The 12,734-nt window shown below is 71.9% G+C and carries 15 protein-coding genes; 1 reads left to right on the top strand and 14 read right to left on the bottom strand.

Features of this window, described 5'->3' with window-relative positions:
• Positions 1–78 precede the first annotated feature (78 nt).
• Genes ACIBQ6_RS37885 through ACIBQ6_RS37910 form a run of 6 tightly spaced genes read right to left on the bottom strand, consistent with a single transcriptional unit; the run spans position 79 to position 4,400 of the window.
• Positions 79–963 carry a YegS/Rv2252/BmrU family lipid kinase gene (locus ACIBQ6_RS37885; RefSeq protein WP_352364096.1) on the bottom strand — a complete coding sequence of 295 codons (885 nt, stop codon included), beginning with the start codon at positions 961–963 and terminating at the stop codon, positions 79–81.
• Between the two features lie 16 nt (positions 964–979).
• Positions 980–1,861, bottom strand: a complete 882-nt coding sequence (gene tatC, locus ACIBQ6_RS37890; protein ID WP_397217999.1) for a twin-arginine translocase subunit TatC — start codon at positions 1,859–1,861, stop codon at positions 980–982.
• A 32-nt stretch (positions 1,862–1,893) separates the two neighbouring features.
• Entirely contained in the window at positions 1,894–2,244 is a 351-nt protein-coding gene (tatA, locus tag ACIBQ6_RS37895; RefSeq protein WP_358299048.1) for a Sec-independent protein translocase subunit TatA, read from the bottom strand.
• 13 nt (positions 2,245–2,257) lie between these two features.
• On the bottom strand, positions 2,258–2,476 hold the full coding sequence (locus ACIBQ6_RS37900) for a hypothetical protein (protein ID WP_397218001.1): 219 nt from the start codon (positions 2,474–2,476) through the stop codon (positions 2,258–2,260).
• Entirely contained in the window at positions 2,473–3,441 is a 969-nt protein-coding gene (locus ACIBQ6_RS37905) for a WYL domain-containing protein (RefSeq protein WP_364341813.1), read from the bottom strand. Before ACIBQ6_RS37905 ends, ACIBQ6_RS37900 begins: the two co-directional genes overlap by 4 nt.
• Positions 3,438–4,400, bottom strand: a complete 963-nt coding sequence (locus tag ACIBQ6_RS37910) for a WYL domain-containing protein (protein WP_358299042.1) — start codon at positions 4,398–4,400, stop codon at positions 3,438–3,440. The genes ACIBQ6_RS37905 and ACIBQ6_RS37910 overlap by 4 nt, the downstream gene beginning before the upstream one ends.
• 38 nt (positions 4,401–4,438) lie before the next feature.
• Between ACIBQ6_RS37910 and ACIBQ6_RS37915 the strand changes: the two genes are divergently transcribed.
• The gene (locus ACIBQ6_RS37915) at positions 4,439–5,506 is read left to right on the top strand and encodes a DUF3866 family protein (protein WP_397218003.1); all 1,068 of its coding nucleotides are present in this window, start codon (positions 4,439–4,441) and stop codon (positions 5,504–5,506) included.
• On the opposite strand, the gene ACIBQ6_RS37920 is transcribed toward ACIBQ6_RS37915, so the two are convergent.
• The 8 genes from ACIBQ6_RS37920 to prcB form a co-directional block, all read right to left on the bottom strand.
• A complete protein-coding gene (locus ACIBQ6_RS37920; RefSeq protein WP_358299038.1) occupies positions 5,452–5,931 on the bottom strand; it encodes a DUF3291 domain-containing protein in 480 nt (159 codons plus the stop codon). The genes ACIBQ6_RS37915 and ACIBQ6_RS37920 overlap by 55 nt on opposite strands.
• A 33-nt stretch (positions 5,932–5,964) precedes the next feature.
• Complete coding sequence (locus ACIBQ6_RS37925) at positions 5,965–6,612, bottom strand: helix-turn-helix domain-containing protein (RefSeq protein WP_358299036.1); 648 nt, start codon at positions 6,610–6,612, stop codon at positions 5,965–5,967.
• Positions 6,613–6,631: 19 nt separating this feature from the next.
• Entirely contained in the window at positions 6,632–7,555 is a 924-nt protein-coding gene (locus ACIBQ6_RS37930; protein ID WP_397218006.1) for an FKBP-type peptidyl-prolyl cis-trans isomerase, read from the bottom strand.
• A 94-nt stretch (positions 7,556–7,649) separates the two neighbouring features.
• Positions 7,650–8,558 carry an FKBP-type peptidyl-prolyl cis-trans isomerase gene (locus ACIBQ6_RS37935; protein WP_397218008.1) on the bottom strand — a complete coding sequence of 303 codons (909 nt, stop codon included), beginning with the start codon at positions 8,556–8,558 and terminating at the stop codon, positions 7,650–7,652.
• A 119-nt stretch (positions 8,559–8,677) separates the two neighbouring features.
• On the bottom strand, positions 8,678–10,036 hold the full coding sequence (gene pafA / locus ACIBQ6_RS37940) for a Pup--protein ligase (RefSeq protein ID WP_125642647.1): 1,359 nt from the start codon (positions 10,034–10,036) through the stop codon (positions 8,678–8,680).
• A 136-nt stretch (positions 10,037–10,172) separates the two neighbouring features.
• Entirely contained in the window at positions 10,173–10,745 is a 573-nt protein-coding gene (locus tag ACIBQ6_RS37945) for a hypothetical protein (RefSeq protein WP_397218010.1), read from the bottom strand.
• A gap of 152 nt (positions 10,746–10,897) precedes the next feature.
• On the bottom strand, positions 10,898–11,776 hold the full coding sequence (gene prcA, locus ACIBQ6_RS37950; protein ID WP_397218012.1) for a proteasome subunit alpha: 879 nt from the start codon (positions 11,774–11,776) through the stop codon (positions 10,898–10,900).
• A gap of 21 nt (positions 11,777–11,797) precedes the next feature.
• Positions 11,798–12,646, bottom strand: coding sequence for a proteasome subunit beta (gene prcB, locus ACIBQ6_RS37955; RefSeq protein WP_352364073.1), 849 nt, complete (start codon positions 12,644–12,646; stop codon positions 11,798–11,800).
• Between the last annotated feature and the right edge of the window lie 88 nt (positions 12,647–12,734).

Raw genomic sequence — 12,734 nt, forward strand, 5'->3', positions numbered from 1 at the left:
CCCGTCAGCCTACCGAAATCGCCATTCCGGTCCGTCCCGGCGGACTCGGCCCGCGGCGAACAGCCTTCACGTCGTGGATCAGGTGATCACGCGCAGCGCGCCGGGCTGGATCTCGCAGCTGACCGGCACCGGCCCCACGCGCTCGCCGTCGGCGTAGGCCACCACGTCGGCCGCCTCCAGCGTGACCCGGCGGGCCCGCCGCACCGACACCGCCGGGTGCCCCACGTGGGTGCCCCGGTAGACGCCCGGGAAGACGCGCAGGAACTCGCCCTTGGACACCGCGCCGACCATCATCACGTCGAGCAGGCCGTCGTCGGGCGAGGCGTCGGGGCACACGCGCATGCCGGCCCCGTAGGAGCGGGTGTTGGCCACGGCGACCATCATGGCCTCCTGCTCGACCACCTCCCCGTCGTCGAGGGTGACCCGGAACGGGATGGGCCGGAAGGCGCGCAGCTCCTCGGCCACCGCCACCAGGTAGCGGCCCTTGCCGGGCGGCCAGGTGCGCCGGTTGGCGCGTTCGTTGACGCGTGAGTCGAAGCCGCAGCAGAGCACCCCGGCGAACAGCTCCTCCGACTCCCCGGCCCGTACGCGGGCCGCGTCGACCGGCCGGGCCCGCATCCGCAGCACGGTCCTGGCCGCGGCCAGCGGGTCGCGCGCCAGCCCAAGGGCGGCGGCGAAGTCGTTGCCGGTGCCGGCCGGGATGATGCCGAGCGGCACGTCGGTGCCCGCCACGGCCTGGACGGCGAGGTGGACCAGCCCGTCGCCGCCGAAGGCGACCAGCGCGTCGGGGCGCTCGGCGACGGCGGTGCAGGCACGTTCGAGGGCGTCGGCGGCGTCGGCGCCGACGATCACCGACAGCTCGGCGCCGCCGGCCCGCAGCCGGCGGGCGACGGGTTCGAGCAGTCGCAGGGTGCGCCCGCCGCGTGCGGCGGGGTTGACGAGCAGGGCGATTTGGGGGGCCACGCCCGGAACCTATCGCCTATCGGGCGCCGCCGGAATCCTCGGCGTCGGACGCGGCGTCGGCCGGGGCGTCCGCCAGCGGCGAGGCCTCGTCGTCGGACAGGTGCGAGAAGTCCTCGCCCGCGGGCCTGCGGCGCTCCCGCACGTACATGAAGAGCTCGGCGAGGAAGTACAGGATGATCATCGGCGCGGCCAGCGCCATCATGGTGAGCGGGTCGCCACCGGGGGTGATGACCGCCCCGAACACGAACATCGCGAAGATCACCGTACGCCGGTGCTTCTTCACGGTCGCGTGGGACAGGACGCCGATGACGTTGAGGAAGACCAGCAGCAGCGGCAGCTCGAACGACACGCCGAAGATCATCAACATGATCAGGACGTAGTCGAGGTACTCGTCGATCGAGATCGTCGCGACGGTGTCTTCAAGCGAGAAGCTCAGCAGGATGCCGAGGCTGGTGTCCATGATGACGTAGGCCAGGCCCGCGCCGAACACGAACAGCGGGACGGCCAGGCCGAGGAAGGCGATCGAGTAGCGCTTCTCGTTGCGGTAGAGGGCCGGGGTGACGAAGGCCCAGATCTGGTAGAGCCAGACCGGTGAGGCCACCACGACGCCCACCATCGCCGAGACCTTCAGGGTGATGAAGAAGGACTGGAAGATGCCGTTGTAGACCAGGCTGCAGTGACCGTTGAGCTGGCGCGACTGCACCGTCTCGCAGTAGGGCGCGCGCAGCGCCTCCCACACCGGGTCGAACAGCATCCAGCCGACGACGATGCCCACGACCACCGCGAGAACCGAGATGAGCAGCCTGTTGCGCAGTTCGCGCAGGTGCTCCATGAGCGGCATCCGGCCCTCGGGGTCGGGGGCCGATCCGGAATCTCTCGACCGTTTGAGCAGCGCCATTCGCACGTCCAGGGGTGAAGGAGGAAGGGGGGTCAGCCTTGCTTGTCGGCCTGGGCGGCGCTGGCGCGCAGGCGGGCGGCCTGCTCCTCGAGCTGGCGGGCCTGCTCCTCGGCCGAGAGCGCCGGGGCGGCGGCGGGGGCCGGGGCGGGAGCGGGGGTGATCGGCTGCGGTGCGGCCTGCTGGGCCGGAGCCGGGGCCGGCTGCGCCTGGACCGTGGTGTGGGGCGTGTCGTCGTCGTCATCGCGGAGCTTGGCGGTCTCCGACTTGAAGATGCGCAGCGACCTGCCGACGCCCCTGGCCACGTCGGGCAGCTTCTTGGCACCGAACAGCAGGACGAGCACGCCTGCGATGATCAGGAGCTCGGGAACTCCAAGGTTCGACATGAAACGTCCTTTATCAGCGAGTGCCGGTCTTCAGCCCCGATGGTACGCCCCCAGGGGCCGTGGTCTCATCCTTCCGGGGCGTCAATCTGACCTGCCCCCGCTCCAGACGCGCCTTCGCCGCGGCGACCTCGCTCTTCAGGGAACGTGCCGCGGCGGCGGCCCTGGCGCCCGCGACGCCGAGCACGGCCAGCCCGGCCAGGACCAGCCCGGCGGCCAAGAAGATCCACGTCATGGGTGCTGAGCGTACAGGGCCAGGGCCCGCTCGGCCTCCCCGCGCACGGTCTCGGCCATCGCGGGCGGGAAGACGACTCGGCCGGTGTCGCCGAGCCGCAGCGCCAGCTTGACGATCCAGTCCTCGTCACGCGCCCGCAACGAGATCTTCAGCCGTCCTTCACCGAGCTCGGTGACCTCCTCGCACGGGTAGTACTCGGCCACCCACCGCCCGGCGGCGCTGACCTCCAGCTCTACCAGCTCGTCGGTCGGCGAGGGACGGAAGACGCCGCGGGTGACGTCGATGGGCTCGGCCTCGGCCGGCGGGTCGGCCGGCACGTCGAGCACGTCGACGCCGAGCACCCGGTCGAGCCGGAACAGCCGCATCGCCTCGGCCCGGTAGCACCAGCCCTCCAGGTAGGTGCGGCCGTCGACGACCACGACCCGGGTCGGGTCGACCTCGCGCGGGGTGACCTCGTCGCGCCCGGGCACGTAGTAGCGCAGCGACAGCCGGCGCCGGGCGGTGAGCCCCTCGCGCACCCGGCCGAGCGCGTCGGGTGCGGCCTCGACGTCGAAGGCGACCTGGCTGCTGACGGTGGCCGCGCCCTCGCCCGCGGCGCGCTCCAGCTTGGCCACCACGCGCGGCAGCGCGTCGCCGGCGGCCACGTCGGCCAGCTCGGGCGTGGCGGCCAGCATGCGCAGCGCGACCAGCAGCGCGCTGGCCTCGTCGATGCCGAGCCGCAGCGGCCGGGCGATGGTGTCGGCGTTGTCGATGATGATCTCGCCGCCGTCCCAGGAGACGTCGATGAGGTCTCCTGGGGTGTGGCCGGGCAGGCCGCACATCCACACCAGTTGCAGGTCGTCGATGAGCTGCTTCTCGCTCAGCCCGAACACCTCGGCGACCTCGCCGACCTGGGCCCCCGGGTGGGACATCAGGTACGGCACCAGCGCCAGCAGCCTGGGCAGCCGGTCAGCCGAACCGCTCATGCCAGGGCTCCCTTCAGTCGGCGGATGACGGCCTCGCGGGCGTCGGGCGGCCCGACCACCTCGACGTCGGCGCCGAGGCTGGCCATCCAGCCCGCGAGGCGTTCGGGGTCGGCGAAGGCCAGCTCGGCCTCGTCCCAGCCGTCCTCGCGCGGGTGCACGGCCCTGGCGAGCTGGCGCAGGCCCTCGCAGGTTCCCCGGCGCACCCGGATGACGGCGACGCGCTCGTCCACGGGCTCCTCGGGGAAGCCGACCATGGCCCGCAGGTCGACCCCGTGGGGCACCTCGACCACGCCGGGGCGGCCGAGGGCGGTGACCGGACCGGCGATGCGGCTGAGCCGGAAGGCGCGCGGCGCGGCGCGGTCGCGGTCGAACCCGGCCAGGTACCAGCGCCCGCGCCGGCTGACCACGCCCCACGGCTCGACGGTGCGGGCGCGCACGGTCTCGCTGCCGGAGGCGCGGTAGTCGAAGCGCACCACGCGGCGGTCGCGCACGGCGTCCCACAGGGCGGGGAAGGCCGGGTCGCGGGTGTCGACGCGCAGTTCCAGGGCGCCGCCGCCGATCGGGCCGCCGACCGGCTCGTCGGTGGCCACGCCGGCGGCGCGCAGCTTCAGCAGCGCCCCCGAGGCGGCCTCGGCCAGGCTGGCCCGCTGCCACACCTGCGCCGCCAGGCCCAGCACGGCGGCCTCGTCGGCCTCCAGGGTGATCTCCGGCAGCTCGTAGGACTGCGGGTCGATGCGGTAGCCGGGCTCGTCCTCCCACGGGTCGCGCACGACGTCGATGGGGATGCCGATCTCGCGCAGCTCGTTCTTGTCGCGTTCGAACATGCGCTGGAACGCCTCGTCGCCGTCGCGGTCGTAGCCGGGAACCGCCTGGCGGATCTGCTCGGCCGACAGCGGGCGACGGGTGGCGAGCAGGCAGATCACCAGATTCAGCAACCGCTCGGTCTTACGGCGCGACATCTGCCTCACTCCTCCTTCATCGACGCTACCCTGCCCCCGTGATCAGATGGCGCAAGGGCGAGGTTGTCCGGATCCGACGCGAGTGGCCGGGAGCGGTGGAGCTGGATGTCGCCGTTCCCGAAGGTGAGTGCCGGGCACTGGCCTACCCCCCGTTGGTGGGCCGCCCGGAACCCGGTGACGAGGTGCTGCTCAACACGACCGCACTCGCGATGGGTCTCGGTACGGGAGGTTACGCCATGGTGGTGGCCGTCCCGAACCGTTTGCCGCAAGATCCGGTGGGTCCGGGGCACCTGGTGAAGGCCCGCTACACGCCGCTGCAGGCCACGGTGCTGGGCGCCGACGAGCAGGATTCGCCGTTCCACGACGTCCTGAGCCAGGCCGACGACCTGGCCGGGATGCCGGTGATCGTGGCCGATCTGCACTCCGCGCTGGCCCCGATCCTGTCCGGCCTGTACGACGGCGCCCCCGGCCCGCGGGTGGCGTACGTGATGCAGGACGGCGGCGCGCTGCCCGCCTGGTTCTCGATGTCGGCGGCCCGGCTGCGGGAGACCGGCTGGCTGGCCGGGGTGGTGACGACGGGCCAGGCGTTCGGCGGCGACGTCGAGACGGTCACCGTCCACACCGGGCTGCTGGCGGCCAGGCACGTGCTGCGGGCCGACGTGGCGATCGTCACGCAGGGCCCGGGCAACCTGGGGACGGGCACCCGCTGGGGCTTCTCGGGCGTGGCGGCGGGCGAGGCGGTCAACGCCGCCGGGGTGCTGGGCGGCCGTCCGGTGGCGGCGCTGCGGGTCAGCGAGGGCGACGCGCGCGAGCGGCACGTCGGCGTCTCCCACCACTCGCTGACCGCCTACGGCCGGGTCGCGCTCTCGCCGGCCGACGTGGCGGTGCCGCAGCTGCCCGGCGCGTTCGGCGAGCGGGTGCGCGAGCAGGCCGAACCGCTGGCGGCCCGGCACCGGCTGGTGCCGGTGCCGGTGGACGGCCTGCACGAGGCGCTGCGCGCCGCGCCCGTGAAGCTGTCCACCATGGGCAGGGGCCTGGAGGAGGACCTGCCCTACTTCCTGACCTCGGCGGCGGCGGGCAGGCTGGCGGCCTCGCTGCTGTCGTAGGAGTCCTTGTACGTGAACGCCTCGGGGCTCGGCCCCTCGGTCCTGAGGCGTTCCAGCCGCCGCATGCCCTCGGCCAGCGACGGGATGTGCCCCTCGGGCACCCACCACATCACCATGTACGGCTCGGCCACGCGCAGGAACCACTCCCTGCGCCGGCGCAGCACGCCCAGATGGACGCTGCGGTAGGTGAAGTCCCACAGGGTCTGCAGCGACTCCCACACCGAGAAGTTGATCAGCAGGTGGTCGCCGTAGTCGTGCATGACGGTGGCGGTGGGGTCGCTCTCGCTCTCCTTCATCCGCCACACGAAGCCGGGGGCCTCGTCGGCGACGGCGTTGACGGGTTCGAGCAGGGCGACGAACTCGGCGAGTTCGGGGGCGTCGATGGGCGCGCGCAGGTGCGCGACGTTGAGCTGGGCCAGATGCATGGGGCTCAGCACATCACTCTCGCGGCTTCTATGTCAATCTTCATTTGTTTTAGAAAGCGAGACGCAGCACTCCCCCGGCCGCGGATCCAGCCGCGCCCTGCCCGGGTCCTCGCCCATGCCCTCCAGCAGCCCCTGGCACAGCGCCAGGTTCATCGAGCACACCAGCAGCGGCTGCTCCTGCGACAGCAGGTGGAAGGGGCAGTTGCGCAGCCGCAGCGCGCCGCCCTCGTCGTAGGGCTCGTAGCCGCGCTCGCGCAGCACCCGGCCGACGGGCTCGCCGCCGCGCCCCCTGCCGATGCGCGCACCCGCCCGGCGGGCCGCCTGCTCGGCCTGCTCCTCGGCGCCGAGCAGCTCCACCACGTCGGCCAGCACCGCGGCGGGCGTGGCGTAGTCGCGTGGGGGGAGGCTGACCGTGCGCTCGCCCTTGGCCCTGCGGTAGACCTTGGCCGGGCGGCCGCTGCCGGGGCCCTTCCTGTCCTGGGGACGAAAGCCGCTCTCCAGCAGCCCGGCCTCGACGAGCTTGTCGAGGTGGTGGCCGGCCAGCGTCCTGGACACGCCGGCCGCCTCGGCGGCCTCGCCCCTGCCGACGTCGCCGCCGCCGGCCGTCACGGCCTCGTACAGGCTGCGGCGCACGGGGTCGTGCAGCAGGCCGAGCGCCTGCAGGTCGTCGTCACTGCTCACAGCCGGAGTCTACGGAGCCTCAGTAGGCGGCCAGGACGTCCACGACGAACACGAGGGTGTCGGAGCCCTTGATCCCGTACGCGGGATGGCCCGGCGCGCCGTAGCCGTAGGCGGGCGGGACGACCATCAGCACCCGGCTGCCGACCGGCACGCCGACCAGCGCCTTGTCCCACGCCTTGATCACGGTGCCGTCGCCGATCCGGAACGCCTTCGGCAGGCCGGTCGACCAGGTGGCGTCGAAGACCTCGCGCCGGGCCCAGACCGCGCCCTCGTACTGGGTGACCAGGAGCTGCCCGGCCCGCGCCGGGCCGCCGCTCCCCCGCCGCAGCACCTTGGCGGCGAAGGCGCGCGGCGGCGCGGCGGCCGGGATCGACACCTTCGGCCGCTCGCCGCCGGTCACCCGGACGCCGGCCAGCGACCCGCCGGCCGCCTCGACCGAGGCGCCCTTGCGGTGGGCGCCCAGGATGTCCACGACGTAGACCAGGTCGTCGGCCGGGCCGACGCCGCGCGGCGGGGCGGCGCCGAAGCCCTGATCGGGCGGGACGGCCGCGAGCACCCTGCTGCCCACCGTACGGCCGCGCAGCGCCCTGCCGAGCCCCGGCAGCAGCGAGCCCACCGGGAAGGCCGCCGGGACGCCCCGGTTGAAGCTGGAGTCGACCAGGCGGTTGTCGCGGCCGTCCCAGACGTGCGCGGTGTACTGGACGACCGCGACGTCGTCCTCGCCCAGCCGGTCGCCGCCGCCCGTGGTCAGCTCGTCCACCTGGAGATCGGCGGCGGGCCGGCCGGCGGGGAAGACGATCGTGGGCCGGGCGCCGAACGCGCCGCCCACCTTCAGGTCGAGTTTCTCCGCCGCCTTGGGCGCGGGCTCGCCGGCCGTCGGGCCCGTGCAGGCGGCGGCCAGCAGCAGCGACGCCAGCGACGGCACGATCGTACGGCGGCGCATCTGCCCTCCCACGACAAAGTGGCCCGGCGGCGAGACGCCACCGGGCCACGAGATGCTACCGCGTCGTCGGACGGCCCGTCAGGAGATCACCCGGTCAGGAGGCCGCCAGCACGTCGACCACGAACACCAGCGTGCTCTTGGCGGGGATCTTGTCCTGGGCCTGGTCGCCGTAGCCGAGGTCCGGCGGGATGCTCATCACGACCCGGCTGCCGACCGGCACCCCGGCCAGGCCCTTCTGCCAGCCCTGGATCACGTTCGCGAGCGGGAACTCGGCCGGCTCGCCGCGCTCCCAGCTGGAGTCGAACTGGCTGTCAGTGCCCCAGATCTTGCCCGTGTAGTGGACGGTCAGCGTCTGGGTGGGCTGCACCTTGGCGCCGGTGCCCTCGATGATGGTCTTGACCACCAGCTCCTTGGACGGCTTGTCGCCGGTCTTGGTGGTCAGCGTCGGGGCCTTCTCCCCACCCGGGTTGTCCACCTTGACGCCCTTGAGGGTCTGGCCGGTCTCCTTGCCCGTGGCCGCCTTCAGCGCCGGGGGCCGGGCGCCGACCACGTCGAGCACGAACACCTTCGTCGGCTCGGCGCCGGCCGTGGCCTGCCCCGCCGGGGCCGAGTCGTTGGCCAGCACGGCCAGCAGCCGGCCGCCGTGCTTGACCTTCGTGAAGCCGTCGCGCAGCACCTGCGGCAGCTGCTCGTTGACCGGGACGGTCTCGGGCTGCTTGGTGTCGTAGGAGGAGCCCTGGATCGCGTTGCCCTTGCCGTCCCAGTTGTAGACGGTCAGGTTGACGATCAGCTTGTCGCCGGTCTTGACCTCCGGGCCGGTGCCCGGCTGGATCACCTTGTAGGACGACTTCGTCGCCGGCGAGCCGGCGGGGAAGGTCACCGTGGGCTTGACGCCCACGTTCCCGGTGACGGTGAGCCCGGCCGCGTCGGTGCCGGTGGTGGCGCCTCCGTTCGCCCCGGCGTCGGTGTCGCCGCACGCGGCGGCGACGAAGATCAAAGGCACGGCTGCCAGTACGGCCAGAGCGCGGCGCATGGACTTCCCTCGGAAAAGACGTCAGATTCGCGTCACCCTACCCGACATCGAGGTAGGGCCGAGGTAAACACCACGCCCCGGCCGTCGCCTCACATGCCGGCGATGAGCTTGTCGACGCGCTCGTCCACGCTGCGGAAGGGGTCCTTGCACAGCACCGTGCGCTGGGCCTGGTCGTTCAGCTTCAGGTGAACCCAGTCGACGGTGAAGTCGCGCCGCTTCTCCTGCGCCTTGCGGATGAACTCGCCGCGCAGACGCGCCCTGGTGGTCTGCGGCGGCACCGACTTGGCCTCGAAGATCTTCAGGTCGGAGGCCACCCGCTCGACCGAGCCGCGCTTCTGCAGCAGGTAGAACAGGCCGCGCTTGCGGTGGACGTCGTGGTAGGCCAGGTCGAGCTGGGCCACCCTGGGCGAGGACAGCGGCAGGTCGTACTTCTTGCGGTAGCGCTCGATCAGCTGGTATTTGGTCACCCAGTCGATCTCGCGCGAGACCAGGTCGAGGTCGCCGGTCTCGACCGCGCGCAGCGTGCGCTCCCACAGCTCCAGCACCCGGCGGGTGATGGCGTCGCCGCCGCGCCGGTCGACGAAGTCCTGTGCCTTGGACAGGTACTCCTGCTGGATCTCCAGGCTGGAGGCCTCCCGGCCGTTGGCCAGGCGCACCCGGCGGCGGCCGGTCATGTCATGGGAGACCTCGCGGATGGCCCTGATCGGGTTCTCCAGGGACAGGTCGCGCATCACCGTGCCGGCCTCGATCATGCGCAGCACCAGGTCGGTCGCGCCGACCTTGAGCAGCATCGTGGTCTCGCTCATGTTCGAGTCGCCGACGATCACGTGCAGGCGGCGGAAGCGCTCGGCGTCGGCGTGCGGCTCGTCGCGGGTGTTGATGATCGGCCGGGACCGGGTGGTGGCGCTGGAGACGCCCTCCCAGATGTGCTCGGCCCGCTGCGAGACGCAGTAGACGGCGCCGCGCGGCGTCTGGAGCACCTTGCCCGCCCCGCACACGATCTGCCGGGTCACCAGGAACGGGATCAGCACGTCGGCCAGGCGGCCGAACTCGCCGTGCCGGCCCACCAGGTAGTTCTCGTGGCAGCCGTAGGAGTTGCCGGCCGAGTCGGTGTTGTTCTTGAACAGGTAGATGTCACCCGCGATGCCCTCTTCGCGCAGGCGTTTCTCGGCGTCGACGAGAAGGCCCTCAAGGATGCGCTCGCCCGCCTTGTCGTGGGTGACGAGTTCGATGACGTTGTCACACTCGGGTGTTGCGTACTCAGGATGGCTGCCCACGTCGAGGTAGAGACGTGCGCCGTTGCGGAGGAAGACGTTGCTCGATCGGCCCCAGGACACGACCCGCCGGAACAGGTAGCGCGCGACCTCGTCGGGGGACAGCCTGCGCTGTCCCCTGAACGTGCAGGTCACGCCGTACTCGTTCTCCAGCCCGAAGATGCGACGATCCATCACCTCACACTATGCCCACGGATCGGCGATCGGGAGAGATCTTCACAGGTGTTTTCCGGTGGACGTCCCATTTGCCAGATTTGCTGGGTGGGTTTTACCAGGTCCGCGCCCGCCCCCGCGAAGCGCGGAGCCGGGATCACGGGGTGTAGATCTCCTGCACCTTGACGATCTTGCCCTGGTGCACCGTGATGAGCGACGGCTGCCGCTGCTTGTCGTGCCGCTTGACCAGGACGGACGCGGGGCAGCGCTTGGCGCCCAGGCCGGTGTTGCGGTCGACGGTCATGGCCGCCATCACCGGCTTGCAGCCGTAGGCCGACAGGAAGACGACGTCCTTGGCGATCGGGGAGGCGTAGGCCGTCACGTCGCCCTCGGGCGGGCCGACGAAGTAGCCCTCGGTGGTCTTGGACCGCTTCCACTTGATGGGCTCGTACTCGGCGACGCCGTCGCGCACGTCGGTGATCCAGCCGCGCAGGATGCCGTTGTGGCGGGAGTGGATGCCCTTGGTGAAGTCGTGGCCGGGGTCGGCCTGGAAGCTCGTGCCGAAGATCGCGGGCTTCTTGTACGCCGGGTAGGCGGTGGCGGCCTGGCTCGCCGTGGCCGTGGCCGTGGCGGTGGCGGTGGCGGTGGCCGCGTGGGCGGCGACGCCGGAGGCCAGCAGCGCGGCGGCGGCGGTGCCGCCGGCGAGGAGGGTGCGCATCGTTGTGTTCACGCTTGCTGAGATCCCACCTCGCGCCCCGGGGTTCACCGCCACGCCAGTGATACAGGTCACACAGCGCGGGCCCTGTCGCGGGCGGTGAGCTCACGGGAAAGGGCGAGGGCCGTCATGGTGGCCCTCGCCCTTTCCCGGCGGTCTTCGAAGGCTCAGAGCGGCCCGGATCCGTCGTCGACGTCGCCTTCGGGGCCCGTGGGCGGACCGGTCGGCGGCGCGGCGGGCGGAGTGGCGGGCGGAGTGGCGGGCGGGGTGGCGGGCGGGGTCTCAGGCGCCGTCTCGGACGACTCCGCGGCGGGCCCGGTCGGCGGGGCCTCGGGCGGCGTGGCGGGTTGCGTGGCGGACGTCGTCGTCTGGGCGAGCAGGCGCTCCAGCCGCGCGCCCGTCAGCCGCAGGAACTTGCGGTGCTCGCGGTTGCGGTCGAGCACCGCGACCTCCAGCTGGCTGACCGGCGGCCGCTCGCCGCCCGGCTCGGTGAGCGCGGCCAGCGCCACCTCAAGGGCGTCGGCCAGCGACATCGACTCGCGGTAGCGCTCCTTCAGCCGCCCGGCCACGGCGTCGGCCTGGCCGCCCATGGCCGCGAAGCCGTGCTCGTCGAACACCGAGCCGTCGAAGGTCAGCCGGTAGATGGCGTCGCCGTCGGGCGTGTCGCCGACCTCGGCGACGACGACCTCCACCTCCAGCGACTTGATCGACTCGGTGAAGATGCGGCCCAGGTTGGAGGCGTAGAGGTTGGCCAGCCCGCGGCCGGTCACGTCGGAGCGGTCGTAGGTGTAGCCGTTGATGTCGGCGTAGCGGATGCCGCCGAGGCGCAGCTCCTCGAACTCGTTGTAGCGGCCGACGGCGGCGAACCCGATGCGGTCGTAGATCTCGCTGATCTTGTGCAGCGCCCGCGACGGGTTGGGCGCCACGAACAGGATGCCGTCGACGTACTGCAACACGACGACCGACCGGCCCCGCGCGATGCCCTTGCGCGCGTAGTCGGCCTTGTCCCGCATGATCTGCTCAGGGGACGCATATCCAAAAGGCATGGACACGGGCAGTGGTCCTTTCTAGCGCAGCGGGGCGATGGGGCCGTCGGGCGAGATCATCCGGGCCTCCAGCATCTGTTCGACCTTGGCGGCCACCTGCTGATCGGTCAGCCTGCGGAAGCCGTCGGCGTCGATCACCGACACGATCGGCCAGATCTTCCTGGACACGTCGGGCCCGCCGGTCGCCGAGTCGTCGTCGGCCGCGTCGTAGAGGGCCTGGATCACCGTCATCACCATGTCGTCGGCCGAGGCGCCGTCGCGGTAGAGCTTCTTCAGCGAGCCGCGGGCGAAGATCGAGCCGGAGCCGATGGCGTCGTACCGGTCGCGCTCGTAGGGGCCGCCCGCCACGTCGTAGCTGAAGATGCGGCCCTCGTCGCGGTCGGGGTCGTAGGCCGCGAACAGCGGCACCACCACCAGGCCCTGCATCGCCATGCCGAGGTTGCCGCGGATCATGGTGGCCAGGCGGTTGGCCTTGCCCGCCACCGAGAGCGTGCGGCCCTCCATCTTCTCGTAGTGCTCCAGCTCCACGCGGTAGAGGCGGGCCATCTCGATGCCGGTGCTGGCCGTGCCCGCGATGCCCATGCACGAGTAGTCGTCGGAGCGGAACACCTTCTCGATGTCACGCTGCGAGATGATGTTCCCCGACGTGGCCCGCCGGTCGCCCGCCATCACCACGCCGCCGGCGAAGGTGGCGGCCACGATCGTGGTCGCGTGCGGGACCTGGTCGCCGATCGGAGTGGCCAGCGCCTGGTGACGCTGCGGCAGCAACTCGGGCGCGTAAGAGCCGACGAACTCGGTGAACGAGGAGTTCCCTGAGTTTCGGAAAAGCTGGTCCACCAGGCCGACGGGCAGATCCCTGTTCGGTGCCACGCGACTCCCTCCCAACATCAGTGTCTCTAGGCCGACCCTACTCATGTTGCGTTGCTGTCTGCACTTCCCACGATCAGCTCACGGCGAA

This window comes from Nonomuraea sp. NPDC049655, from assembly GCF_044465465.1.
In the GTDB taxonomy this organism is placed as follows: domain Bacteria; phylum Actinomycetota; class Actinomycetes; order Streptosporangiales; family Streptosporangiaceae; genus Nonomuraea.

Coding starts and splice junctions, on each gene's coding strand:
- pafA (WP_125642647.1), bottom strand. CDS start 10,036: ATGGATCGTCGCATCTTCGGGCTGGAGAACGAGTACGGCGTGACCTGC.
- tatA (WP_358299048.1), bottom strand. CDS start 2,244: ATGTCGAACCTTGGAGTTCCCGAGCTCCTGATCATCGCAGGCGTGCTC.
- ACIBQ6_RS37905 (WP_364341813.1), bottom strand. CDS start 3,441: ATGAGCGGTTCGGCTGACCGGCTGCCCAGGCTGCTGGCGCTGGTGCCG.
- prcA (WP_397218012.1), bottom strand. CDS start 11,776: ATGCCTTTTGGATATGCGTCCCCTGAGCAGATCATGCGGGACAAGGCC.
- ACIBQ6_RS37930 (WP_397218006.1), bottom strand. CDS start 7,555: ATGCGCCGCCGTACGATCGTGCCGTCGCTGGCGTCGCTGCTGCTGGCC.
- ACIBQ6_RS37920 (WP_358299038.1), bottom strand. CDS start 5,931: ATGCATCTGGCCCAGCTCAACGTCGCGCACCTGCGCGCGCCCATCGAC.
- ACIBQ6_RS37910 (WP_358299042.1), bottom strand. CDS start 4,400: ATGTCGCGCCGTAAGACCGAGCGGTTGCTGAATCTGGTGATCTGCCTG.
- tatC (WP_397217999.1), bottom strand. CDS start 1,861: ATGGCGCTGCTCAAACGGTCGAGAGATTCCGGATCGGCCCCCGACCCC.
- ACIBQ6_RS37900 (WP_397218001.1), bottom strand. CDS start 2,476: ATGACGTGGATCTTCTTGGCCGCCGGGCTGGTCCTGGCCGGGCTGGCC.